General features: G+C 66.3%; 21 protein-coding genes and 5 pseudogenes. 12 read left to right on the forward strand and 14 right to left on the reverse strand.

The features are described 5' to 3' along the window. Nucleotides 1–50 precede the first annotated feature (50 nt). From ACM6LU_RS16420 to ACM6LU_RS16435, 4 genes and pseudogenes are all read right to left on the reverse strand, one after another. Nucleotides 51–3,149: a glycosyl hydrolase 2 galactose-binding domain-containing protein gene (locus ACM6LU_RS16420; RefSeq protein ID WP_414938536.1), complete on the reverse strand. Its 3,099-nt coding sequence runs from the start codon at nt 3,147–3,149 to the stop codon at nt 51–53. Nucleotides 3,150–3,481: 332 nt separating this feature from the next. Beyond that, nucleotides 3,482–3,868, reverse strand: coding sequence for a YchJ family protein (locus ACM6LU_RS16425; protein ID WP_414938589.1), 387 nt, complete (start codon nt 3,866–3,868; stop codon nt 3,482–3,484). Between the two features lie 19 nt (nt 3,869–3,887). Then, on the reverse strand, nt 3,888–4,265 hold the full coding sequence (locus ACM6LU_RS16430; protein ID WP_414938537.1) for a DUF1801 domain-containing protein: 378 nt from the start codon (nt 4,263–4,265) through the stop codon (nt 3,888–3,890). A gap of 197 nt (nt 4,266–4,462) precedes the next feature. Next, nucleotides 4,463–4,954: pseudogene (locus ACM6LU_RS16435) on the reverse strand (DUF222 domain-containing protein); the annotation flags it as partial. 365 nt (nt 4,955–5,319) lie between these two features. Here ACM6LU_RS16435 and ACM6LU_RS16440 point away from each other — a divergent pair. After that, on the forward strand, nt 5,320–5,445 hold the full coding sequence (locus tag ACM6LU_RS16440) for a hypothetical protein (RefSeq protein ID WP_414938538.1): 126 nt from the start codon (nt 5,320–5,322) through the stop codon (nt 5,443–5,445). A gap of 86 nt (nt 5,446–5,531) precedes the next feature. Next, nucleotides 5,532–5,783, forward strand: a pseudogene (locus ACM6LU_RS16445) (DUF1684 domain-containing protein); the annotation flags it as partial. On the opposite strand, the gene ACM6LU_RS16450 reads toward ACM6LU_RS16445, so the two are convergent. The 6 genes and pseudogenes from ACM6LU_RS16450 to ACM6LU_RS16475 form a co-directional block, all read right to left on the reverse strand. Continuing rightward, nucleotides 5,765–6,760, reverse strand: coding sequence for a BtrH N-terminal domain-containing protein (locus ACM6LU_RS16450; protein WP_414938539.1), 996 nt, complete (start codon nt 6,758–6,760; stop codon nt 5,765–5,767). The pseudogene ACM6LU_RS16445 and the gene ACM6LU_RS16450 overlap by 19 nt on opposite strands. After that, nucleotides 6,757–7,560: a MerR family transcriptional regulator gene (locus tag ACM6LU_RS16455; protein WP_414938540.1), complete on the reverse strand. Its 804-nt coding sequence runs from the start codon at nt 7,558–7,560 to the stop codon at nt 6,757–6,759. Before ACM6LU_RS16455 ends, ACM6LU_RS16450 begins: the two co-directional genes overlap by 4 nt. A 144-nt stretch (nt 7,561–7,704) precedes the next feature. Further along, nucleotides 7,705–8,205, reverse strand: a pseudogene (locus tag ACM6LU_RS16460) (alpha-L-fucosidase); the annotation flags it as partial. 156 nt (nt 8,206–8,361) lie between these two features. Further along, nucleotides 8,362–9,048, reverse strand: coding sequence for a hypothetical protein (locus ACM6LU_RS16465; RefSeq protein WP_414938541.1), 687 nt, complete (start codon nt 9,046–9,048; stop codon nt 8,362–8,364). A 37-nt stretch (nt 9,049–9,085) separates the two neighbouring features. Continuing rightward, the gene (locus ACM6LU_RS16470; protein WP_414938542.1) at nt 9,086–9,811 is read right to left on the reverse strand and encodes a HEAT repeat domain-containing protein; all 726 of its coding nucleotides are present in this window, start codon (nt 9,809–9,811) and stop codon (nt 9,086–9,088) included. Between the two features lie 291 nt (nt 9,812–10,102). Beyond that, nucleotides 10,103–10,342, reverse strand: a pseudogene (locus ACM6LU_RS16475) (MBL fold metallo-hydrolase); the annotation flags it as partial. A gap of 65 nt (nt 10,343–10,407) precedes the next feature. Between ACM6LU_RS16475 and ACM6LU_RS16480 the strand changes: the two are divergent. From ACM6LU_RS16480 to ACM6LU_RS16490, 3 genes are all read left to right on the forward strand, one after another. Beyond that, nucleotides 10,408–10,686: a type II toxin-antitoxin system Phd/YefM family antitoxin gene (locus tag ACM6LU_RS16480; protein ID WP_414938543.1), complete on the forward strand. Its 279-nt coding sequence runs from the start codon at nt 10,408–10,410 to the stop codon at nt 10,684–10,686. Beyond that, on the forward strand, nt 10,679–11,083 hold the full coding sequence (locus ACM6LU_RS16485) for a type II toxin-antitoxin system VapC family toxin (protein WP_414938544.1): 405 nt from the start codon (nt 10,679–10,681) through the stop codon (nt 11,081–11,083). Before ACM6LU_RS16480 ends, ACM6LU_RS16485 begins: the two co-directional genes overlap by 8 nt. Nucleotides 11,084–11,306: 223 nt before the next feature. After that, nucleotides 11,307–12,242, forward strand: a complete 936-nt coding sequence (locus ACM6LU_RS16490) for a DUF3800 domain-containing protein (protein WP_414938545.1) — start codon at nt 11,307–11,309, stop codon at nt 12,240–12,242. A 59-nt stretch (nt 12,243–12,301) separates the two neighbouring features. Here ACM6LU_RS16490 and ACM6LU_RS16495 read toward each other — a convergent pair whose 3' ends face one another. After that, nucleotides 12,302–12,979, reverse strand: a complete 678-nt coding sequence (locus ACM6LU_RS16495) for an MBL fold metallo-hydrolase (protein ID WP_414938546.1) — start codon at nt 12,977–12,979, stop codon at nt 12,302–12,304. Nucleotides 12,980–13,086: 107 nt separating this feature from the next. Between ACM6LU_RS16495 and ACM6LU_RS16500 the strand changes: the two genes are divergently transcribed. After that, the gene (locus ACM6LU_RS16500) at nt 13,087–14,322 is read left to right on the forward strand and encodes an acyltransferase family protein (protein ID WP_414938547.1); all 1,236 of its coding nucleotides are present in this window, start codon (nt 13,087–13,089) and stop codon (nt 14,320–14,322) included. 77 nt (nt 14,323–14,399) lie between these two features. Further along, nucleotides 14,400–17,255, forward strand: coding sequence for an excinuclease ABC subunit UvrA (gene uvrA, locus ACM6LU_RS16505; protein ID WP_414938548.1), 2,856 nt, complete (start codon nt 14,400–14,402; stop codon nt 17,253–17,255). Here uvrA and ACM6LU_RS16510 read toward each other — a convergent pair. Next, nucleotides 17,252–17,914, reverse strand: a complete 663-nt coding sequence (locus ACM6LU_RS16510; RefSeq protein WP_414938549.1) for a fibronectin type III domain-containing protein — start codon at nt 17,912–17,914, stop codon at nt 17,252–17,254. The genes uvrA and ACM6LU_RS16510 overlap by 4 nt on opposite strands. 259 nt (nt 17,915–18,173) lie before the next feature. On the opposite strand from ACM6LU_RS16510, the gene ACM6LU_RS16515 reads away from it, so the two are divergent. The 5 genes from ACM6LU_RS16515 to ACM6LU_RS16535 all read left to right on the forward strand — a co-directional run bounded on the left by ACM6LU_RS16515 (nt 18,174) and on the right by ACM6LU_RS16535 (nt 20,699). Beyond that, nucleotides 18,174–18,725 carry a sigma-70 family RNA polymerase sigma factor gene (locus tag ACM6LU_RS16515; protein WP_414938550.1) on the forward strand — a complete coding sequence of 184 codons (552 nt, stop codon included), beginning with the start codon at nt 18,174–18,176 and terminating at the stop codon, nt 18,723–18,725. Next, nucleotides 18,722–19,435 (forward strand): anti-sigma factor family protein, encoded by a 714-nt coding sequence (locus ACM6LU_RS16520; RefSeq protein ID WP_414938551.1) that lies wholly within the window; start codon nt 18,722–18,724, stop codon nt 19,433–19,435. The genes ACM6LU_RS16515 and ACM6LU_RS16520 overlap by 4 nt, the downstream gene beginning before the upstream one ends. Nucleotides 19,436–19,611: 176 nt before the next feature. Then, nucleotides 19,612–19,734 carry a hypothetical protein gene (locus ACM6LU_RS16525; RefSeq protein WP_414938552.1) on the forward strand — a complete coding sequence of 41 codons (123 nt, stop codon included), beginning with the start codon at nt 19,612–19,614 and terminating at the stop codon, nt 19,732–19,734. A gap of 54 nt (nt 19,735–19,788) precedes the next feature. Beyond that, entirely contained in the window at nt 19,789–20,112 is a 324-nt protein-coding gene (locus ACM6LU_RS16530) for a hypothetical protein (RefSeq protein WP_414938553.1), read from the forward strand. Between the two features lie 185 nt (nt 20,113–20,297). Beyond that, nucleotides 20,298–20,699 carry a winged helix-turn-helix transcriptional regulator gene (locus ACM6LU_RS16535; protein ID WP_414938554.1) on the forward strand — a complete coding sequence of 134 codons (402 nt, stop codon included), beginning with the start codon at nt 20,298–20,300 and terminating at the stop codon, nt 20,697–20,699. Here ACM6LU_RS16535 and ACM6LU_RS16540 read toward each other — a convergent pair. Further along, complete coding sequence (locus ACM6LU_RS16540) at nt 20,689–21,270, reverse strand: DUF6000 family protein (protein ID WP_414938555.1); 582 nt, start codon at nt 21,268–21,270, stop codon at nt 20,689–20,691. The two genes, ACM6LU_RS16535 and ACM6LU_RS16540, sit on opposite strands and share 11 nt — an antisense overlap. 80 nt (nt 21,271–21,350) lie before the next feature. After that, nucleotides 21,351–21,562 (reverse strand): annotated as a pseudogene (locus tag ACM6LU_RS16545) (C4-dicarboxylate transporter DctA); the annotation flags it as partial.

A 21,562-nucleotide genomic window follows, 5' to 3' on the forward strand; every position in this document is an offset into this window, starting at 1 on the left:
AAAGGCCCCCTTCGCCGGGCGGCGAAGGGGGCCTTGAGCGACTCCGTGAGCTAGAGGGTGATCTTGTCGACGTTGGGGCCGCCGTTCGCCGTGGTGGCGACGGCCCTGATCTTGTTCACTCCCGCGGACAAGGTCATCTTCACGGTCTTCGTCGTCCAGTTCGGCCAGGCCCCGGTGCCGCCGAAGCCGACACCTGACGCGCTGACCGTGCCGTTGACGGAGAAGTCCAGCGGGCGGTTCGCCGTCGTCCCGTTGGCGTACCGGACGACGACGTCGTAAGTGCCCGCCGCCGGCGCGGTGACCGTCCACTCGACCGAGCTTCCGGCCACGTTGTCGTAGTTGACGAACCCGGTGCCGGTGAACCCGGCGTGGTTGGCCTCCACCGCGCCCTTGACGACCGTGGCGTCCTCGGCTTGGTAGTCGACCGGATTGCCAGGGCCGGGGCCCGAGCCGTCGGCCGGAACGGTCTGCGTGCCGGTGTTCCAGCCCGAGACCCGCACCGAAGGCTTGGAGCCCTTGAGGTCGGAGGTGCGGTACTTCGCGGTCAGCGTGGTCGTTTCACCCGGCCAGAGGCTCATCGCGTTGTCGTTCCACTCGACCGGGAGCACCGGCTTGCCGTCGGAATCCACGACCTTGGTGTCGACGTAGAACGCCGGGAGCTTGCCGCCCGAGGTGTTCTTCAGCGTCACCGTCGTGGTGGTGTTCCCGTCGGCTCCGGCGACTGATTTCGCCGTCGCGCTGACGGCAGAATGGCCGAGGTTGTTCAGCCCGGACAGGTCGGCGAAAGCGGACTGGGGGGTGTAGTACCAGTCGCTGCCGCCCCAGTTGAGCGTGTCCGCCTTGGTGGAGAGCCAGTACACGTTCCGGCTGACCTCCTTGCCGGAGGAGTCGGTGAGCACCAGCTTGGCCAGGTAGGTCGTCGACAGCCCGCTCACCGCCGGAACGGTGACCGCGGTGGCCTTGGCGCCCAGCGCGCCGACGGACATCCCGGTCTTGGTGTCGCTGTACTTCTCCGTGCCGTCGAGGTTGTACAGCTTCGTGGTCGCCGTCAGCCCGTTCACCGCGTTCGACGTCTGGTTGATCACCACGACCGAGCGATTGTCGTGCGAGTACTGGATATGCAGTGGCTCGTTGGCCTTCTTCGCACCGTAGTAGGCGCCGTTCTGGTCCAGGTAGGCGTCGAACAGCTGCCAGTGCAACGAGGTCCACGGGCTGTTGAGCATCCAATAGATCAACCCGGTCGACGGGTTGCTCGAGTCGGTGTAGTTGCGCGAGTGCGACTCGAACTCCGCCCGGACGTTCTCGTACTGCGCGAGCTGCGCCTTGCGCACGAAGTCGGTCAGGTTCGCGGCCGCGCCATACCGTTTGGTGAGCGCGTCACCGAACAGCTTCAGATTCGCGAACGTGGCCGAAGACGAGCGGTGGTACTGCGGTGCCGACGGGTTCTTCCACATCGTCTCCAGCTCGCTCGGCGACATCATCCGCTTCAGCGTGTCCATCGTCGGGATGTCGACCCCGGCGCTGGTCTCCGAGTTGAAGTTCCACGCGCCGCCACGGTCCTTCTGCGACTTGTCGTACCAGTAGACCGGCGGGACGTAGTCGTACGGGCCGTTCATCTTCATCCCGGACGCGCCGGTGATCGGGGACGGCCTCTTCGACGCCGACGGGATCACCGGGAGCTGGAAGTCGGCGGCCTTCATCGCGTCGAGGTAACCCTGCTCGATCCGCTTGTCCGGCGCGAAGTCGCTGCCGATGTGGAAGGAGATGACGCTCGGGTGGTCACGCAGGCGCTCGGCCTCGGAGAACATCGAAGCCTTGGCGATCGGGTAGTCCGATTCGACCCAGGGTTCACCCTTCTCCTCGCCGTTGACGTGGCCTTCCCACTTGTCGCAGCATTCCCAGCCGGGCATGGTCAGCACACCGAGGTCGTCGGCGAGGTCGAAGAACTCGTCCGGTTCGATGTGACCTTCCAGCCGGACCGTGTTGAGCCCGAGGTTCAGCACGTACTTGAGCTTGTCGGCCGCCGCGGTCTTGTCCCAGCGCAGGAACAGGTCCGGCGTGTAGCCGCCACCCCTGATCAGCAGCGGTTTGCCGTTGACGCTGTACTGGCGCCCGCCGCTGGAGTTCAGCGGTGCCTTGACGTCGCGGACACCGAACTTCGATTTCGAGGAGTCGGACGGCGCGCCGCCGACGCTCGCGGTCAGGTCGAGGTCGTACCGGTGCTGCGAGCCCATCCCGGCGGGCCACCAGAGGTTCGGGTTGCCGAGACCGATCACGGGGAAGGTGACGGTCTTGCGCTCCTTGGCCGCCAGCGAGACGGTCTGGCTGACCGGCTTGCCCGCGACCGTGCCGGCGACGGTGGTCTGCACCGCGTTCGCCGTGTCGTTGCGGACGTCGGCCTTCACCGTGAGGTCGGCGTGGTCGAGTGAGGAGTTCAGCTTCTGGACCACGTGGGCGCTGCGCAGCGCGACCGGCCCGCCGCGCCGGACGAGCACGTCACGCACGATGCCCATGTTCTGGTCCGGCGGGGTCTGCGCCCAGTCGATCCAGCCCATCGAGAGGTCGTTGTTGGGGTCGTTCGGGTAGACCTTGAACGCGACACTGTTGACACCCGCGCGGACGTGCGCGGTGATGTCCAGGTCGTGGCGCGTGTAGGCGCCGTTGACCTGGTCCTTCGTCGCGATCTTGGTGCCGTTGACCCAGACGTCGGCTTTCGAAAGCACGCCGCTGAAGTCGAGATAGGTGCGCGAAGAGGTGTCCTCGACGTTCAGATCGGTGCGGTACCACCACGGCACGGAGAACTGCGCCGCCGGGACGTTCTTCATGTTCGTGGAGTAGAACGGGTCGGCGTATTTGCCGTTCCGCAGCAATCCGGCGTACACCGTCGACCGCGACGACACCGGATACCAGCCGGCGGTGGGGAAGCCCGGCTTCGACACCGCCGAGTCATCGCCGACCTGCGCCGAGGACTGGATCACGAAGCCGGGGATCGGGGTGGCGTTGCCCGCGGCGGCGCCGACGGACAGCGGAACGGCCACTTCCGCGCCGACGGCGGCGGGAGCGGTGGTCACCCCGCAAACCGCGGCGGCCAGCGCGGTGACGGTCAAGGCCAGTAACGGGATCCGGGTTTTCTTCTGCCGAAAACTCACGAGCGCGCCTCCTCGGGCACACGGCGGCGAACCTGGGCGGAAATCGTTAAGAAAGTTCCCTAACAATGTGGGGAAGATAGTAGCCGCCACGTTGCGCGGGGAACAGACCCTTGCGCCGGGTTCGTCAGCGGTGGCCGGTGAGCCGGGTTGCCTCCCGGTCGTGGAGCCGTCCTGCAAGAAGACCTGGGAGATCCCCGGTGGCGCGTGCGACGAGGGCGAACCGCCTTTGGTGGACAGCGGAGCGCGAACTCGGAATCGTCGCGCGGCGAGTCACCGCGGCGCTCGGAGCCGCCCGGTCCGGCGGCTCGCGATCTGCAAAAGCGGCCGCCCCGTCAGCTGACCGGTGCCACGTAGATCCACTGCCCGTCGACGCGGACGAAGTGGCTGTTCTCCTGCATGCTGTCGGCTCGGCGATCCTGCCGGTAGTGGGCCCGGAACTCCACGGTGCCCTCGTGCTCCAGCAGTCCGCCGCCGGTCTTGCCAAGGATCTCCAGGAACATCCAGCGCCGGCCAGGGTCGAGTTCGAGGTCCGTCGGCCGGGTCTTCGGGTGCCAGGTCTCGGTGAGGTACCCGGTGTCGCTGACGGCGAACGCGCTGAACCGCGACCGCATCAGGAGTTCGGCGGTCGGCGCGGTGGCGGTTCCCCGGTGGAAGCGGCCGCAGCAAGCGCCGTAGGGCTCGCCGAGGCCGCACGGGCAACGGGATTCGTCGATGATCACAGGCACGACGGCGATTGTGTCATCGCGCCACCGCGGTGGCTTCGAGGTCCCGTGCCTGCTTGAGCCAGCCGGCGAACAACTCGGCGTCGATGTCGTCGACCGAGCGCAGTTTGACGTGCGCCATCTCCCGTGCACTCGCCTCCAGCCTGCCGGACGGATCGTCGATGGCCTGTCCCTTCCAGAGGGCGAAGGTGACGTAGGACGAGTACGCCTTCACCAGGCAGACGAGGTTCTTCCCCGCGGCTTCGCCCGCGCTCCACGTCGGGGAGCCGTGGTACATCGCCTCGATGGAGCCGGGCAGTGCGGCGTTGACGATCGGGCGCAGAGCGACGGCGGTTTCGCGCAGGCCCTCGGGCAGCGCGGCGAGGTAGTCGTCGACATTCGCGAACTTGGCCATGACTTGTTTCCCTTCGATCGGTGTGCTGTCAGCTAACCCTCCGAAGGTTCAAGTTGTCAAGACAAAAAAATTATTCGGTGGATCGGTAGTTCCGACCTCGTGCTTCCAGTGTCTCGCGGATGACGCGGAGCGCCTTGAGGCCGGCGGGGTTGGGCGGGTTCGGGATCCTTGGGTTCGTTGCCGTCGGGGTCGAGTCAGGCGAGTAGGTTGTCCCCGAGTTTCGAGACCTGCCGGGGACCCGCGTCCCGAGCCAACGTGGCGAAGGTCTTCTCCGCATGCTCCCGATCCTCCACGGCCACCTCGGCCGGGATCTTCCGCAGGATCTCTAGGATCTGCTTGATCCGTTCTTCCCCGATCGCACCCTCGGCGGCCGCGGCAGCGGTGGTGGGCGCGAACGGCGGGATCTCCGTGCCGTCGAGAGCGCGTGTGGGGTTCAGGTCGATCGCGCGATTCACCTACGGCCGTGCCTCACCGGCAGACAACCCGGCGATATCGGCGAACCACGCAATCGTCGTGCCATAACCGTACAAGTCTTTCACGCCACGAGATTCGATCTCCGCCAGATACTGCCCCAGACCGGCGGATGTCATCCTCATCACCTGCAGGAGCCGCTGCACGCCGTGGGCAAGCTCCAGCTTGCCGGCACGCCACAGTTCTTGCGGGGGTTCGTGAAGGATCGTCTCGGACACCCCTCCATAATACCGCAATTCTATCGAACAGGTGTTCGTAATTTCGCGTTACCGCGAAACGGCACATTTACCACTGAAGGGTGACGCGTACGAGTAGTGGCGATTGCAGACGGAAGTCGATTTCCCAGGCAACCCTGCCGCGTCAAAGGACGAAAGATACAGAGCCCGTGAAGGCCTCCTTGCCTACTCTCAAGGCAGGAAGGAGGCCATCGCTACCTCGCGAGGACCTGTACCTCAGCGGTCACTGGCGTCTGGATCCCTTTCGGCAGTGCCTGCCAAAAGCTCACCCCACGATACCCGCGCAGGCTTCGACCTTAAGCAAGTAGCCGACTACTTGCGAAACGGAATCGCTTAGCGTCGGCAGCATGACGTTAGTGGAACTGACCCGCTTCAAAGTCCTGCCCGCTCGCGCGGACGAACTGCTCCAGGCCTGTCCCACGATGCCCGCCGAGTTCCGCGCCGACAGGGAGGGCTTCCTCGACGAGCCCTGACTCGACGTCGTGTGGTGGCGTTCCTCCGAGTACTTTGCCGCCTCCAGCGAGCAGGGGCGAATCTGCCGATGATCAAAGCCTTCTTCGCGCTCATCGCGTTCAACAGCAAGAACGACGGTCTCTTCATCTTGTTCACGGACGCCACGAGCGGCGTGACCACCCAGGCGGCGAACCGTTCGCTCGCGGTGCCCGCGCCCGTCGAGGACGGGACCGTCCTCGACTTCACTCGCGCGGCGAATCTGCCGTGCGCGTTCACCGAACCCCTGCCACCGGCGGGCAGCAATCTGCCGTTCGCGGTGAAAGCGGGGGAGAAGAGGTCTCAAGAGCGGCAGGGCTGAACCGTCGCGAGCGCCGTCATCGCCTCCTGTTCGCGCTGAGCCAGCTCGGACAGGACGGTGGACGCGTCGGTCAGGTGCCGGATGTCGCCGGTTTCCCCCGCCTGTGTGAACAGCCGTGCGACTTCGGTCCACAAAGGAGCGATCTCGCGGTATTTCTCATGGGCGGTGCGGAGGCCGACGTCGTCGACGAGTGCCGCGCCCTCTTCGAGGAAGTCGCGGTAGATCCGCCGGAAGAGTGCGCCGCCGGTCCCCGCCCGTTCCATCAGGACGGCGGCCTGTGGGAGGTCGCGGGCGGGATCGTTGCCGCGGTCGAGCCATTTCCGGACCTGGACGGCGGTTTTGGCGATCCCGCGGTACCCGAAGTTGGCGATGGGCGGATTGAGGAACTCCGTCGCGTTCGCGCGTACGGCGGTGCGGATGGCGTCGGGAAGCGGTGTCGGAGGGGCATCCGCGGTGATGGTGAACGAGAGGTTCTTCGCGGTCATGGGCCCCTTCTCGCCACGAGCGCGTTCCAGGCTGACACGGGACGTCGAGACGGAACCACCCTGTTGCGCCGTGTCGATCAGGAAGGCGTTTTCGTCGTCGTAGCCGTACAGGGCGGCGAAGTGTCCTCCGAAGTGGACCTTCGAGGTGAAGTACTCGAGGTGGTACGAGTCGAGCTGCAGGCCGACAGGGACACCGGCGTCGATCTGCTCGGCCACGTTCCGCCAAGCCGTGCGTGCCGAAGTCGTTTCCTTCACCCGCAAGGTTAGTCCGAGACGTTCGGTCAGCTTCCGGGTAATTTCGGCGGGTTTGCTGCGCCCACCCAGGAAGGGGAACGGCAGGTTCTTGCCGTCCCAGTAGATGAAGCCCAGACCTTCCCCGAGCCCAAACAGCATCGGCTCGGACAGCTCGATCCCGGCGTGGCGCAGGAGGACGTCGAGGGTGCTGGTCTCGCAGTGCTCGCCGCCCTCGGTCTTGATGCCGTCGAGGATCACGAGGTCACCGGCCAGGCGATCTCGGTGCGGTAGGCCTCCGGCGCGACCGAGGGCCCGGGTGCCACGAGATACAGCTCCTCGGCTGGCCCTGTCGGGACGCGGTCGCGTTCGGCGATCCAGCGGCCCAGCGACCGGTACGCGGTCTCGACGTCTTCGTAGTCACCCTCGTGGATCGTCGCCGCGATCAGGCCGCCGGGAAGCTCGGCGGAGTCGATCTCTCCGGCGGGGCGCACCGGTCCGTCCACCGGGACGAACAGTTCAAGGGTCAGCTCGTCGGGATCGTCGGTGAGGTACCGGGTTCCGGGTGGCCCGGCAGGCGTGACGCCTTGTGCTTCGAGAGCCGCGAACAGCCGGGCGTACGCCGGTCCGATCAGTTCGGCCAGGCCACTCAGCGGGGTTCGGATCGTCAGGAACGCGATCTGCTGTGGCGCGCGCACGCGTTCGTAGACATGCAGCCACCGCGTCGGCTCGGCCAGCACCGAGTCGAGTTCGCCGCTGATCGCCGCGAGTTCCGCCGCCCGCGCCGCCACCCGGTCGTGGTGCCGTTTGATCGCGGCCTTCACGTCGTCCGCGCTGCCCGCGGCGAGGATTTCGGCGATGTCCGCGAGCGGCACCTCCAGTTCCCGTAGTCGTCGGATCAGGCCCGCCCGGGCGAACTGGTCGAGTGAGTACCGGCGGTACCCGGTGTCGGGATCGATTCGCGCGGGCACGAGCAGGCCGAGCCGGTCGTAGTTCCGCAGCGCGCGGACTGACAGCCGGGTGGCGTGCGCGAACACGCCGATCGGCATCAAGGTCGTCATGGGGCCAGCTTGAACCCTCTCCCGGGGAGAGGGTCAAGCCGGTATCTCACCCCAGTGACAGCCGATCGAGATCCGGGGCGGACGCGTGGTCGTTGTGGAGCTTGATCGTGTTCGCGCCCGCTTTCAGTTCGACCGGCAAGGACGTCGTGAGCCGGGTGTTGCCGGAATACGCGGCGGATCCAGCGACTCGACACCGGTTTCCTTGTGTCACTGCGGGTCATCGGTCAGGTAGAGGATCGTCCGGACGCCCTTGGCATTGCCTGCTTTGACGAGTTCGCCGGGGAGGTCGCGTTGGGTGGCGCGGCTGCCAGGGATCTTCGACGGCCAAGGCCGCGCGTAGCCCAGCCTGCTGTGGAAGGTGGCGAGCACGATGTAGGAGGCACCGAGCTTGCGCGCTTCGTCCACCCAGTAGTCGGCGCTCCAGCCGCCGTCGGTGACGGCGCGTTCCCAGGCCGCGCAGTCGGTTTGGCGTGGCGCGGTGAACATGCCCCAATGCAGTAAGAGTCCCGCGGTCGCCTCGCGCATCCACTTCTGGCGGGGATGGTGCACCGCCGCGCTCGCCATCGGCGTGGTGAGCAGGCCTGCCGGCAGGGCGAGGACAAGGGCGAGCCAGGCGGTGCGTTGCGCTCGAACTCTCATGACCATCCGCTCTCATCCGGGCGTGATCGCCGAGAGATCCGATGATTGTGGCTGATATCCGACTGGTCAAGAGCCGTTGAGTGAGACATGGCTTTAGTCATCGGAGGTATGTCGTGACGAAGCCCCCTCGTCGGCAGGGCGAAGGGGCCTGTCGGTCGCGACTCAGATGTTGAAGCCAGGATGGGTCGCGAAGGCGTTGTCGATCACGAGGTTCCCGCGCTGGCGGGCTCGTTCACGCAGCGCCGACGTCGTACGGGCGCCCTGAGCGTAGAACCACCACAGGTACAGCGCGCCGTACATCCACGCGCCTTCGTAACCCCACGTCGAGTCGGCGCCGCTCTTGCCGGCGCCGAACACCGAACCCGCCGGGAAGTTCGCGTTGTGCGGCTTCCCGCCCTGATGCCGTGACTCGTGGATCAGCGTCTCGGCGCGGCCGGGAACGTCCTTGGAGTACCAGAAACCCAGGTACAACTCGATCCGGTCGTCGGTGAACGGCCCGGAGAAGGACGTGGCGATGGCACTGCCGTCGCCGCAAAGCGAGCGCAGGTCGTCGCAGTTGTCCCGGACGTAACGGCGCGCCCAGTTCAGCATCGCCCCGGAATAGGCGTCGTTCTCGTAGTCCTGCGCCGAATAGGTCAGCAGGTAGCAGGCGTTGAATGTCCGCGCCAACGGCTTGTCGGTGTTGCACGCGTCTTCCCAGCCGAAGCCGTCGTCCCAGTAGTCCTTGTTGCCCGAGAAGCCATAGGTGTTCCAGAAATAGTCGATATAGGTCTGATTGCAGATCGAGGCACCGTAGAAATTGTCCCCGGTCACGTTCTTGTCCGGCACTGTGTAGCTGCAAGTGGCCATCGGAGATCACCTGTCCGTAGAAGGAATTCTTTGTGATTCAGGAGCGCGGGGGCACGGGCGGCGGGACGTCGTCGGACCGGGTGTCCTTCACGTATCGGCCGCCGACGGCCTGCGGGACACCGCGGACGTCGACCCGCCGGATGTTCAGCAGCCGTTCGTCCTCGGTCCCGCCGAGTGCCTCACGCACCTGGGCGGTGAGGTCGGTGTCACCGGTCTCGGCGATGGCCTGGACCGCCGCGCGCCGAACCGTGAACACCTCGTGCCGGATCTGCCGCAACAGCAGTTCCCCGGCCGCGCCGTCCCCGGCGGATGCCAGGCGTGCCAAGGCTTCCACGGCGGTGGTGCGGATGAGCACTTCTTCACCGACGGTGCTGATCCCGTGTGCCGGGTCCTCGGAACGCTCCGGCGGGATCGGCTGGCGCAGCACGTTTTCGAGCACGGAAACGGCCGCGGGGTGCCGCAGGTCGGTGAGCAGCTGTACCAGGCCCCAGCGTTCCAGGTACTGGTCCTCGTACAGGGCGTCGTACTGCGCGCCGAGCGCGGGGACGACTTCGTCCGCGCGCTCGCGAAGCCGGTCGAGGCTTCGCTGGTAATTGCGTTCGGCGTCCTCGCCGGAGGCGGCCATGGTCTCGGCGGCCTGGGTGACCAGTTCGCCGATTTCACTGTTCGAGAAACTTCCGAGACCGGAACTGTCGGGTCCCGCTTCGAGATTGTCGCCACCCGGGCCCAATGACGGGGTGTCGGGATTGCGTGGGGTCGGCATGAGGTTCTCCTTCGCAGCGGTGATGATGCTGACGAAAGGAAGGAACGCGATGCCGGACGGCAGATACCTGGTTTCCCGAAAAGTTGCCTTTTGGGGCGTTCCGGGATTTCACTGCGGGAATCCGAAAAGAATTCACGGATTCCCGCTTGGTGATCAATAAACTACATCGATGACGACACGGTTGGGATAAGTCACCGTGACAGCTGCCCTGGGCGGGACGCCGAGGCCGATGGACAGAACGCCTTTAGATCGCCGGTGACCGCGACCGCCATGACGTTGCGCAGAGCGCGGTCAAGGCTTCTTGGTGGCAACGGTCGACCAGGTTCTGCCGCCTTGAGTTCCCCAGCCGCGTTCGCGCCACTCCGCCACGTGCGGTCGCTGTTCGCCCAGCGTCGAGTCGTCACCGTGCCCCGGGTAGAACCACGTCTCGTCCGGCAGCTCGTCGAAGACTCGCGAAGACACGTCGTCGACCAGCAACGCGAAGTCCTCCGGCGAGTTCGTCTTGCCGACGCCGCCTGGGAACAGAGTATCGCGTCAGCGGTGAACAAACCAGGGTGGATGTAGCTCAGCGGGCTACACCTGGCTACACTTGTCCAATGAAGGTGATCACCCAGCGCGAGTTTCGCAACAACTCCGCTGCCGTCATGAACGCCGTCGAGGCCGGTGAGGTTTACCACGTAACTCGCAACGGCGTCGAGGTGGCTGAGCTGCGGCCGATACCTCGCAGGCGGCGTCTGACCGCTGAGGAGCTGGTCCAGAAGCATCGAAGGTTGCCGAAGGTTGAGGCAGCCCAAATGCGGCAAGAAGCCGACGAGTTCTTCGGTACCGAAGACCGTGTTGATTCTGACGACATGTGGAAGCGGGCTCGTGGCTGAACGTCACGAAGCAGGTGTGCTCGACACCTGCACCTACATCGACCTTGGTCTGCTTGACACTGCTGCACTGCCGAAGCTCCCGGAACTCACCGCTGTCACCATGGCCGAGCTCCATCAGGGGGTGGCGATGGCGAAGGATGCCGCCGTCCGCGCGGCGCGCACTGAGAAACTCGGTGCCGCGATCGTCGACTTCGCCCCACTTCCGTTCGACGGTGATGCCGCTGCCCGGTACGGAACATTGGTCGCGCTGGTCCTCGCGGCGAACCGGGATCCGCGACCTCGGCGAATGGACCTGATGATCGCCGCCATCGCGTCGTCGCGAGAGCTGCCGCTGTACACGCGGAACGAAGACGACTTCAAAGGCCTGGGCGGCATGGTCGAAGTCATTGGTGTCTGATCAGGTGCGCTTGGCGTGGATCATTACGTCACGTTCACCGAGGACGGTGAGGTCGTCGGCGTCCTGGTCAAGGATGGACGTTCGTGGCGCAGGGCCGACGGATACGCCCGTCAATCGGTGATCATGGCGGACTCGCGTTGTCTGTGGGCGCAGACGGCGGAGGTGGGACCTACCACTATTGTGGTCGGGCGATTACTGACGACGGCACTTGGGGGATGCTGCCATGACTGATCTCTACCTCTTCCTGGACGAGACGGGTGATCTGACCTTGTCGGGCCAGGCCTATTTCGGGCTTGGTCAGGCCACCTTCGAAGGTGATATGGGTCCAATGGCCTGGGAGGGCACGCGCCTGCGCTTCGAGCTGGAGAGTCAAGGCGTCAAGCTGCCTAAAGGTTTCCATGCGAATGAAGATCCAGAGCTGGTTCGACAAAGGGTCGTAGACCTGATTGCCCGGCATAAACCTCGTATCGACGTCACTCTCCTGCGTAAGAGGTCTCTTCCGGCCGAGGAGAGGGCATCTGTCGCGGCGGACGAAGCTCATCTGTACTACTTGGCTTGGCGTAAGCATTTTTTGTATCAAGCCAAGTATGTGCTCCGAAAATACCATCGGATATTTGTGGTTGCTGCATCGATAAGTGAACACAAGCACAAGCAAGAAGCGGCAACGGCTGCTATTGAGAAGGTCCTTGAGCGGTATCCGCATCTGAACATCACCTTGTGTATATGGGATAATCCCACATCTTGGGGGCTCCAGGTTGCCGACTATGGCCTCTGGGTGGTTCAGCGAGACTTGAGGCAAGGGTACTGTAAGCACTTTGCTGCACTGGCTCCATTGATTGAATCCGTGTACTCGCCGTGGGAGAAGAACGGCGCCAGAAAAGAGTACAAGCCTGCAGCGGAATGCCGGAAACGAAATCGGGTTATTTCAACATTGGTCTTCGATCGGTACAACGGGCCACCGACTGCAACTCCGGATATTGGTGCTACGTCCACCGCGGAGGCATCCTTGGAATGGGGGGATGACGAAACAGAGAGGGAGCACGAAGAGTGGAAAGATGGTGACCACAAGATCGATGACCCCTGGGGGCAGGGGTTGTGGGGCAACGCGATCTGGTCAGATGATGACGGCTTGAATGGCTTGAATGGCTCGAAGGGCTAAGCGTGGGCAGATCGCCGCGGTAGCGACTTTTCGCTTTGCCTGCGGCGACCTGCGGGCAATCACCAGCCGCGTTCGCGCCACTCCGCCACGTGCGGTCGCTGTTCGCCCAGCGTCGAGTCGTCACCGTGCCCCGGGTAGAACCACGTCTCGTCCGGCAGCTCGTCGAAGACTCGCGAAGACACGTCGTCGACCAGCAACGCGAAGTCCTCCGGCGAGTTCGTCTTGCCGACGCCGCCTGGGAACAGCGAGTCGCCGGTGAACAGGTGCGGGTGCCCGGTCGGGTCGCGGTACAGCAGGGCGATCGAGCCGGGGGTGTGGCCGCGCAGGTGGATCACCTCGAGGGTGACCTGCCCGACCTTGACCGTGTCGCCGTGCTCGACGAGGAAGTCCGGCGGGATCGGCAGCGGCTCCGCGTCCAGCGGGTGGGCGGCGGTGTTCGAGCCGTTCGCGCCGGCGACGGCGCCGAGGGCCTGCCAGTGGTCCTGGTGCTGGTGGGTGGTCACGACCGTTTTGAGCGCGGGGCGGTCGGGGCCGTGGCCGATGAGGTCGGAGATCCGTTCCGGGTCGTTCGCGGCGTCGATCAGCAGCGCCTCGTTCTCGGCGCGGCAGACGAGCAGATACGCGTTGTTGTCCATCGGACCGACCGACAGTTTCGTGATGGTGAGTGCGTCCAGGGTGCGACGGGCGGCGTCACCGCCGGGTTCGACATGCCCGGTGTAGGTCTCGACGATGTTCACAACGCACACGGTAGTCGTTCCCCTGCAATCGGTTCCACCCGCACAGCCGACGCACAGGCATGGGACGTAGGCTCGCGTCGCCCAGTCAGCCGAGCCACAGGATCCCCGTGCCCGACCCTTCGCCGCCGACCGGAACGCGCAGTCCGCGCCGGACCAGTTGGGATCTACTCCGGGTGGTCGCCGTCTTCGCGGTCGTGCTCGGGCACGTCACTCATCAGGGTGCTCTCCTGCACCCGGAACTGGTGGGGTACCCCTTCCGGGTCACCGCACAGTTCGGTGCGGCCACTCTTTTGGTGATCTCCGCCTTCTTCGTGTGCACGAGCCTTCGAAAGGGTGATCCTCGACGGTGGCTGTGGAACCGGGTCGCACGGCTGGTGCCCGCGTACCTGGTCGCGGTGATCGTCACCTACGTCGTCGCCCGGTACGCGACGATCCGGTTCAGCGGCCTGCCGTTCCCGCCAGGCCTCACCGGATTCCTCTTCGGTGTCCCGCAGGGGCCGCCCGCCGACCCGTCGCCTTGGTACGTCCCCACCGGCTCCGATCTGCTCGCCAACCTGGGCATGGTCCAGGAATGGGGCTGGCGCTACGAGCTCTTCTACTACCTCGACGCCGCCTACTGGACGCTGCCGGTCCAGCTCATCGCGTTCACCGCCGCGGCCCTGCTGTGGCCACGCCGGTGGCGTACCCACCGGCTGACCCTCGGGCTGCTCTGGGCGCTGATCCTGGTCCCGCTCTTTCTCCGATTCGTCGTGTTCGACCCGGTTTCGACGCCGAAGCTGGTGGAGACCTTCTTCTACGGCCTCGGCCTGCACCGCGTGCACGTCTTCGCCATCGGGATCGCGATCTGGCTGTGGGCGAAACGACGGCTCGCGCACTGGCATCTCGCGCTCTTCCTGCTCGCCGCCTGCGCCGCGCAGGACCTGCAGGTGTTCCCGTTCCACCAGGCCCTGCCCCATGATCCCGAGCGCTGGCCTTCGCTCATCGGGTTCGCGATCATGCTGCTGGCCGTCTGCCTCGCGGCGCGGGGACCGGACTGGCGGTTCCCCGGTCTCGCCTGGATCGCCCCGGCTGTCACCTGGCTCGCGGGCATCTCGTATGGTCTTTATCTGGTGCACCAGGAACTCGGTTACATCCTGGCCCGTGCCCTGCTGAACGTCGGAGTCCCCGGCTGGCTGCGTCTCCCCATCGTGCTGGCCGCCGCCGTGCTGGGGGGCTGGGCGATCACCGCAGGCGTGGAACGGCCGGTCCACCGGTGGCTCACCGCTCGCTGGGATCGACACGAAAAGTCTGGAAAACCGCAGGTCAAGGACTCGGAACCAGTTTCTGTCGGTGGTGCCTCGTAGCATGGACGCGGCCGCCCGTGCAGCTATCGACCGGGCCGGCGACCGCAGCTGAGAATGAAACCTGAAGGGACCCTGGCGTGGCTGATCGCCTCGTTGTTCGCGGCGCCCGCGAGCACAACCTCCGCGGCGTGGATCTCGACCTGCCCCGCGACAGCCTGATCGTGTTCACCGGTCTGTCCGGGTCCGGGAAGTCGAGCCTCGCCTTCGACACCATCTTCGCCGAGGGGCAGCGTCGTTACGTCGAGTCGCTGTCGGCGTACGCGCGCCAGTTCCTCGGCCAGATGGACAAGCCGGACGTCGACTTCATCGAGGGCCTGTCGCCCGCGGTGTCGATCGACCAGAAGTCCACCTCGCGCAACCCGCGTTCGACCGTGGGCACCATCACCGAGGTCTACGACTACCTGCGTCTGCTTTACGCCCGCGCCGGCAAGGCGCACTGCCCGCAGTGCGGCGAGGCGATCAGCAAGCAGACCCCGCAGCAGATCGTCGACCAGGTGCTCGCCATGGAGGAGGGCACTCGCTTCCAGGTGCTCGCGCCGGTCGTGCGCGGGCGCAAGGGGGAGTACCTCGACCTCTTCGAGAACCTGCAGCAGCAGGGCTACGCGCGGGTCGTGGTGGACGGGACGATCCACCCGCTCACCGAGCCGCCGAAGCTGAAGAAGCAGGAAAAGCACCAGATCGCCGTCATCATCGACAGGCTTTCCGTGAAGGCGAGTTCGCAGCAGCGGCTCACCGACTCGGTCGAGACGGCGCTCCGGCTGGCCGACGGCCTGATCGAGCTGGAGTTCGTCGACCTGCCGGAGGGCGACCCGCATCGTGTGCGCGGCTTCTCCGAGAACCTGGCCTGCCCCAACGGCCACCCACTGGCCATCGAGGACCTCGAGCCGCGGTCGTTCTCGTTCAACGCGCCCTACGGCGCCTGCCCCGAATGCTCCGGTATCGGCGTCCGCAAGGAGGTCGACCCGGAGCTCGTGGTCCCGGACGACGAGATGTCCCTCGGCGAGGGTGCCATCGCGCCGTGGGCGGGCGGTCAGAGCGCGGACTACTTCATCCGGCTGCTCGAGTCGCTCGCGGAGACCATCGGCTTCCGGATGGACACGCCGTGGCGCAAGCTGCCGGCGAAGATCCAGAAGGCCGTCCTCCACGGTGTCGACGATCAGGTCCACGTCCGCTACAAGAACCGGTACGGCCGCCAGCGTTCGTACTACGCGAGCTTCGAGGGCGTCATCCCGTTCCTCGAGCGGCGCCAGGAGCAGACAGAGTCCGAGTACATGCGTGAGCGGTACGAGGGCTACATGCGCGAGGTGCCGTGCCCGGCCTGTCAGGGCACGCGGCTCAAGCCGGAGATCCTCGCGGTCACCCTCGAGCACAAGACGCAGGGTGACCGGTCGATCGCCGAGGTCTGCGCCCTCTCGATCGCCGAGGCGTCGCAGTTCCTCGACGAGCTGGAACTCGGCAAGCGCGAGACGGTGATCGCCGGCGCGGTCCTCAAGGAGATCCAGGCGCGGCTGCGCTTCCTGCTCGATGTCGGGTTGAACTACCTCTCGCTCGACCGGGCCTCCGGGACGCTGTCCGGCGGCGAGGCGCAGCGCATCCGGCTCGCGACGCAGATCGGCTCCGGCCTGGTCGGCGTGCTGTACGTGCTGGACGAGCCGTCGATCGGGCTGCACCAGCGGGACAACCACCGGCTGATCGAGACGCTGGTCCGGCTGCGTGACCTCGGCAACACGCTGATCGTCGTCGAGCACGACGAGGACACCATCCGCTCCAGCGACTGGGTGGTCGACATCGGCCCCGGCGCGGGCGAGCACGGCGGCCACATCGTCCACAGTGGACCGTACAAGAAGATACTGAAGAACAAGGAATCCATCACCGGCGCGTATCTGTCGGGCCGTAGCAAGATCGAGGTCCCGGCGATCCGGCGCCCGATCGACAAGAAGCGTCAGCTGACCGTCGTCGGCGCCCGCGAGCACAACCTGCGCGGCCTCGACGTGTCGTTCCCGCTCGGTTGCCTGGTGTCGGTCACCGGTGTCTCCGGCTCGGGGAAATCCACGCTGGTCAACGACATCCTCGCGACAGTGCTGGCGAACAAGCTCAACGGTGCCCGCCAGGTGCCGGGGCGCCACACGCGCGTCAACGGTCTCGCCGGCGTCGACAAGCTGGTCCGCGTCGACCAGTCTCCGATCGGCCGCACCCCGCGGTCCAACCCGGCGACCTACACCGGCGTCTGGGACCACGTGCGCAAGCTGTTCGCCGCGACCACCGAGGCGAAGGTGCGCGGCTACCAGCAGGGCCGGTTCTCCTTCAACGTCAAGGGCGGCCGGTGCGAGGCTTGCGCCGGTGACGGCACCATCAAGATCGAGATGAACTTCTTGCCGGACGTCTACGTCCCCTGCGAGGTGTGCAAGGGCGACCGATACAACCGGGAAACCCTCGAGGTGCACTACAAGGGCAAGACCGTCTCCGACGTGCTGAACATGCCGATCGAAGAGGCGGCCGAGTTCTTCGAGCCGATCAAGGCGATCCACCGGCACCTGGCCACCCTCGTCGACGTCGGCCTCGGCTACGTCCGGCTCGGACAGCCCGCGCCGACGCTGTCGGGCGGTGAGGCGCAGCGGGTGAAGCTCGCCAGCGAACTGCAGAAGCGGTCCACCGGCAAGACGGTCTACATCCTCGACGAGCCGACCACCGGTCTGCACTTCGAGGACATCAGCAAGCTGATCGGCGTGATCAACGGGCTGGTGGACAAGGGCAACACGGTGATCGTCATCGAGCACAACCTCGACGTCATCAAGACCTCGGATTGGATCATCGACATGGGTCCCGAGGGCGGTTCCGGTGGCGGCACCGTGATCGCGGAGGGCACCCCGGAGTACGTCGCTGCGGTGGAGGAAAGCTACACCGGCGAGTTCCTGAAGACCGTTCTCGCTTAGGGACTCGTGAGGGTAAGGACGGTTCTAACCGTCCTTACCCTCACGAGGTCCAGAACCGGCGAAGCGGGCCCGTAGTAGAAGGCGCGCAGCCGGTACGAGGCGCCCTCTTCGCCCGGCATTGAAGCGAGCCCGGCCGATGTCGTCCCCGGATCCGACATCTCGATCGGCACGAAGTCGGGAGCACCGGGCTTCTTGATCTCCACGAGGAAACCGTCCTCGTCACTGGAGCGGTCGGCCCAGCTGAACCGCACCATCTCCTCCGCGGCGGGCTCCGCCCGGAACGATGCGGGAGCCGCCGCCTGGCCACCTGTGCGGAGCGAGACCGCCGGTCCCGAGTCCGAAACAGAAGGACCGGAGAGGGTGACGGCGTCCGACACGGCACCGAAAAATGGCCGGATCCGATAGTGGAACCGCGTTTCCGGGATCAGGTCAGGATGCCGGTAGGTCGTCTGCCTTGGCGGCACGAACTGCAGGATCGTGTATTCGCCGGGTGGATCGGTGGTGAACTCGACGACCCGGCCCGCGACGTTCGGATCGTCGTCCGGCCAGCTCAGGTCGACGTTCACCGGATCCGTCAGCGTCGCGGTGAAACCGGGCTCTTCACCACACCCGGCCACGAAGGCCACCGCCAGCAGCACGGCCGCGAGTTTCCTTGGCACGCCTCGACCCTCCCGGGAATCAGGCGGCGGCGGAGTCCGGAGGCGTCAGCATACGAGCGTGCCAAGTGATCGACAAGACCCGGTTGAACCGCTCCGCCACGCCGTCCGTGTGGGAGGCAGGAGGAGGCGGCCATGGCGAACCGAGGAGAGGTCGGTGCCGATGCACAGTTCGATCGCGGCGCGCGCCGAACGATCCACTTCGCCCCTGTGGGTTGCAGTACTGTCCTCGCCGACCCAGAAGACCGTCGGGAGGACACGAGTGGCGATCGGAGGCCGGCGGCCCAAAAAGGCCAAAGGCGAGGACTTGGTCCGGCACTTGTACGCCGAACACGGGCGAAGCCTGCTGGCGTACGCGACGAGGCTGACCGGGGATCGCGCGGCCGCGGAGGACGTCGTGCAGGAGACCTTGGTCCGGGCCTGGAAGCATGCCGAAGACCTGGAGAACGACGCGAAGGGATCGGTGCGGGGCTGGCTGCTCACGGTCGCCCGGAACATCATCACCGACCGCGCGCGGGCCAGGGCGGCGCGGCCGCCGGAAGTGGCGGAGCCCGAGGACGGCGCGGCGACCCCCGCGGTGTCGAAGGACCACGCGCAGGGCGTCGTGGATTCCATGACCGTGCTCGGGGCGATGGACGGCCTGTCTCCGGAACATCGTGAGGTCCTGGTGGAGATCTACTACCGGGGCCGGACGGTGGCCGAAGCGGCGAGATCACTGGGCGTCGCCCCGGGTACCGTTAAGTCCAGATCTTATTACGCGTTACGGGCGCTCAGAGCCGTGATGTCGGGAACCCGGAAGGAGGTAGCGCGATGAGTGCGGTGGGACACGACCAGGGCCAGCTCGCCGCCTACGTCCTCGGCGGGCTCACCCCGGTGGAAGCGGCCACGTTCGAGACGCATCTGGCGACCTGTCCCGCCTGCCGTCGTGAGGTACGCGAGCTGAGTGAGCTGCGGCACCACCTCGACGAGGTGCCACCGGAGGCGTTCCTCGAAGGACCTCCCGACGGAGGCGACCTGCTCCTGCAGCGCACGCTGCGCCAGGTCCGCGAAGAAGAAGACACCCAGGAGCAGGCGAAGCCACGCCGGTTCCTCGCCATCGCCGGGGCCGCCGTGCTGGTCGTCGTGGCGCTGGGCGCGGGCGTGCTGGTCGGACGGCAGACGTCGCCCGAACCGTCGACGGTGGCCGTGCCGGTGCCGACGGCGACCGCGCCGGTACCGGGCACCCGCGATGTCGCGGCCACCGATCGGGACACGGGCACGCAGCTGGCGGTCCGGGTCGTCCCGGCGGCGGGCTGGGTCCGGCTCCACGCCAAGGCCGAGGGCGTCCGTGCAGGCGAGAAGTGCCAGCTCGTCGTGGTGACCAAGAGCGGCGAGCGGGTCAACGCGGGCAGCTGGCTGGTTTCGGCGAAGGGCGAGAAGGAAGGCACCGGGATCGACGGTTCGGCACTGGTCGCTCCGGACGACGTGGCCTCGGTCGACGTCGTGACCATGGACGGCCGGAACCTGGTTTCGGCGCAGGTATGACGGGTTCGCACACGGGTCGCGGAGGCGGTTGGTATCGCTCCCGCGACCCGTGGGCGCTTCCCGCCTCGCCCAGCGGCGTTTTCGACGCCGTCGCCGAAAACGCCGGATATCCGCTTTGGTGGCGTGACGTCCGTGCGACCGGCAAGACGAGGGCTTCGGCGAATTAGGCTCCCGCCATGCGTGTCGCCACCGTGCAGCCGTTCACCGTTCCCGCGGATCTTTCCGCGAACATCGCCGAACACACGAGGCTCCCCCGGATCGCGGACGCCGACCTCTGTGTCTTCCCCGAACTTTCCTGACCGGCTTGGAGTTCGAGGCGCTCGCCGCCGATCCGGGCCTCTGGCTGACACCGGATGATCCGCGCCTCGAACCGCTTCGGGAGGCTTGCCGCGCCGGCGGCGTTCACGCCGTCATCGGGCTCCCGCTCGTGGAGAACGGACGGCGCCGAGGTCTACGTCCTCAGCGCGCTTTTCAGCGAGGGCCAGGAACAGCGGCTGCTCGACCAGGTCGGCGTCGCGGCCGGGTACGGGATGTGGGTGGTGCTGTCCCAGTATTGCGGCGCGACCGGCGGGATGGCCGCGTTCGGCGGCAGCGGGGTTTGGAAGCCCGGAGGAGCCGCCGAGGTGCGCCTCGGCGGCGAGGTCTCCGAATGGGCTTGCGCGACGATCACCTCTTGAGCTTTCCGATCAAGCAGGACCACGGCCGCGACGAAGACGGCCGGAGCGAGCAAACCCGCGCTTCGGGCATCGCCCCGAGCCCAGCCTACTGATCTGTGCCGATTTCCCAGGTGACGCCTTGGTGCATCACTTGTAACAGCGCCCATCTTGTGTGACTCTGTTCCCTGCCGGAAGGAGGCACTTCGATGTCCCAGGGGAACACCGACGTGACCGCGCGGGCCAGGGTGGTCGACCCGGAAAAGCTCGAGGTGTGCACCGTGCTCGAGGTGATCAACCGGATCAGCGGCAAGTGGGCGATCGGCATCCTGCTGGAGGCCACCCGCGGTCCCGTGCGGTTCACCGAACTGGAGCGGTCGGTCGAGGGGATCAGCCGCCGGATGCTCACGCTGACGTTGCGGAACCTCGAACGCGACGGTCTGCTCATCCGCACCGTGTACCCGACCGTGCCGCCGAAGGTGGAGTACGAGGCAACGGCGATGGCGAAGGAGCTGTACGCGTCGCTGAGCGGCTTGCTGCACTGGGCGGAACGCCACCGCGACTCGATCGCCGCGTCCCGTGTCGTTTACGACGAGAAGGTCAGTGCCTGACGCCCGCCGCGCGCACGGCTCGCTGGACGTGTGAGCCGAGTATGTCGAACCAACTCTTCTGGAACGGCAGGTCCGTGCTGTTCGCCGCGGACCAGGTCTCCCACCGGCCGCCCGGGCGCAAGTAGCGTGACGTGTACGCGGTCCTGAGGTCGGCGTCGATGTGGTGCAGCGCCGCGAGCGCCCATTCCTGGTCGTAGCGCAGTTTCGGCTGTGCGAGGTAACGGTCCAAATAGGACACGAGGATCTCGGCGTCGGCGATGGTGCCGAACCTGGCCAGCGCGAAACAGTAGCCCTGCCCGGCGAAGACGAGCTTGCTCTCCAGGAACAGCTCGCGGACGCGCTCGCGCCATTCGGTCCGGCGGTCGACGCCGATCAGCCAGGCCGCGGTGATCCTGGGCCGCCAGTCCGCCTCGAAGAGTGCTTCGAGTTCGTCGTCGGTGATCCGCCGCGCGTCCTCGACCAGGTCGCGCAGGAAGACCTCGCCTTCGGGACCGCCCGCCAGCGCGGCGAAGTTACCGTGCAGGAGCTTCGAATACCGCCCGAGCACGTAGCGGTCGATGGCGTCCGACATGTCCCACAGCTTCCCAGAAACGAAGAACCGCGGTGCGAGGACGGGGGACCCTCGCACCGCGGTTTCACTCATGCCGCGCGCTAAGCGTGCGTCGCGGCTTTCTCCCGGTCGCCGTCACGATCCCCGTGGGGGTTCCACTCGTGATCGTCGATCAGGGTGGCTTCGTCGAACGGTGCTTGTCCGTTGAAGACCTGGTTGGCTCGTTCGCGGTCGAATTCGTTGGTCCAGTTTCCGACGAGGATGGTGGCGACGGCGTTGCCGGCGAAGTTGGTCAGGGCGCGGGCTTCGGACA

Origin of the sequence: Amycolatopsis sp. cmx-11-51, assembly GCF_047608665.1 — a bacterium.
GTDB lineage: Bacteria > Actinomycetota > Actinomycetes > Mycobacteriales > Pseudonocardiaceae > Amycolatopsis.

Coding starts and splice junctions, on each gene's coding strand:
- ACM6LU_RS16535 (WP_414938554.1), top strand. CDS start 20,298: ATGTCCCAGGGGAACACCGACGTGACCGCGCGGGCCAGGGTGGTCGAC.
- ACM6LU_RS16540 (WP_414938555.1), bottom strand. CDS start 21,270: ATGTCGGACGCCATCGACCGCTACGTGCTCGGGCGGTATTCGAAGCTC.
- ACM6LU_RS16520 (WP_414938551.1), top strand. CDS start 18,722: ATGAGTGCGGTGGGACACGACCAGGGCCAGCTCGCCGCCTACGTCCTC.
- ACM6LU_RS16465 (WP_414938541.1), bottom strand. CDS start 9,048: ATGGCCACTTGCAGCTACACAGTGCCGGACAAGAACGTGACCGGGGAC.
- ACM6LU_RS16490 (WP_414938545.1), top strand. CDS start 11,307: ATGACTGATCTCTACCTCTTCCTGGACGAGACGGGTGATCTGACCTTG.
- ACM6LU_RS16470 (WP_414938542.1), bottom strand. CDS start 9,811: ATGCCGACCCCACGCAATCCCGACACCCCGTCATTGGGCCCGGGTGGC.
- ACM6LU_RS16440 (WP_414938538.1), top strand. CDS start 5,320: ATGACGTTAGTGGAACTGACCCGCTTCAAAGTCCTGCCCGCTCGCGCG.
- ACM6LU_RS16525 (WP_414938552.1), top strand. CDS start 19,612: ATGCGTGTCGCCACCGTGCAGCCGTTCACCGTTCCCGCGGATCTTTCC.
- ACM6LU_RS16530 (WP_414938553.1), top strand. CDS start 19,789: ATGATCCGCGCCTCGAACCGCTTCGGGAGGCTTGCCGCGCCGGCGGCG.
- ACM6LU_RS16455 (WP_414938540.1), bottom strand. CDS start 7,560: ATGACGACCTTGATGCCGATCGGCGTGTTCGCGCACGCCACCCGGCTG.
- ACM6LU_RS16430 (WP_414938537.1), bottom strand. CDS start 4,265: ATGGCCAAGTTCGCGAATGTCGACGACTACCTCGCCGCGCTGCCCGAG.
- ACM6LU_RS16480 (WP_414938543.1), top strand. CDS start 10,408: ATGAAGGTGATCACCCAGCGCGAGTTTCGCAACAACTCCGCTGCCGTC.